Raw genomic sequence first — 1,016 nt, 5'->3', positions numbered from 1 at the left:
AAGCTTATCAAACTCAGCATCCAATTGTTTTGGTACATGGTCTGTCTGGGTTCGACAGCATCTTAGGCATAGATTATTTCTATGGCGTGAAAGGCGAATTGGAAGAACGCGGTGCAACGGTTTACATTCCTAATGTTACAGCATGGGAAGACGGCTACGTACGTGGCGAACAGCTGTTGGCTTACTTAGAAGAGTTGCAAGCGATCACAGGTGCACAAAAGTTCAACTTGATCGGCCATAGCTTAGGTTCACCAACTAGCCGTTATGTTGCAGGTGTCCGTCCAGACTTAGTTGCTTCTGTTACCTCAGTAAACGGTGCAAACAGTGGATCAGGTTTTGCGGATGCAGCGAGAGGAATCGTTCCTGTAGGTGGTGGTACAGAGGCGCTGATCGAAGGTGCACTTAACTTCCTTGGAGACATTATTGACGCTCTTGCCGGCAATTCTGAATACACGCAGGACGCTTTAGGTGCGGTAACGTTCCTAACAACACCTGGCGCGGAAGCATTCAATGACTTATTTCCCGCGGGTCGTCCCACATCTTCGTGTGGAGAAGGCGCAGCTGAAGTAAATGGTATACGTTATTGGTCATGGGGCGGCGACTTCTTGCTAACGAACGCTCTTGATATTTCTGACCCATTCTTGGCTTTCACCGGCGCAACGATCTCTGGTCGCAATGATGGTCTAGTAGGTAGTTGTCAACAGCGCTGGGGTGATGTTCTACGTGTGAACTACAACATTAACCACCTTGATGGCGTTAACTTGTTCTTCGGCTTATCAAACTTATTTGAAGTCGATCCAGTTGTATTGTTTGAAAACCATGCACGTCGACTTAAGTCAGCAGGCTTATAGAAAAAAGGGAAGGGGCTCAGTAGCCCCTTCTTTTATTCTACTTAGTTAAGTGTGAACACATTATGTATATTAAATTCTTAGTTGCTGTTGCTTTATGTGTCGCGACCTCATTTGTAATTTGGCAATACCAAGGGCTGGATCAGGACGCTCAAGATTTAGACACCT

Annotated in this window: 1 protein-coding gene; it reads left to right on the top strand. The window is 46.3% G+C overall.

Translation table 11 applies throughout. The features are described 5' to 3' along the window. On the top strand, positions 1 to 851 hold an 851-nt coding region (locus tag A3739_RS26375), incomplete at its 5' end, for a triacylglycerol lipase (protein WP_068503365.1). Positions 852 to 1,016: the final 165 nt, after the last annotated feature.

It is taken from the genome of Oleiphilus sp. HI0067 (assembly GCF_001635735.1).
The sequence above is the reverse complement of the archived record's forward strand: the minus strand, read 5'-3'. Positions and strand labels throughout refer to the sequence as shown.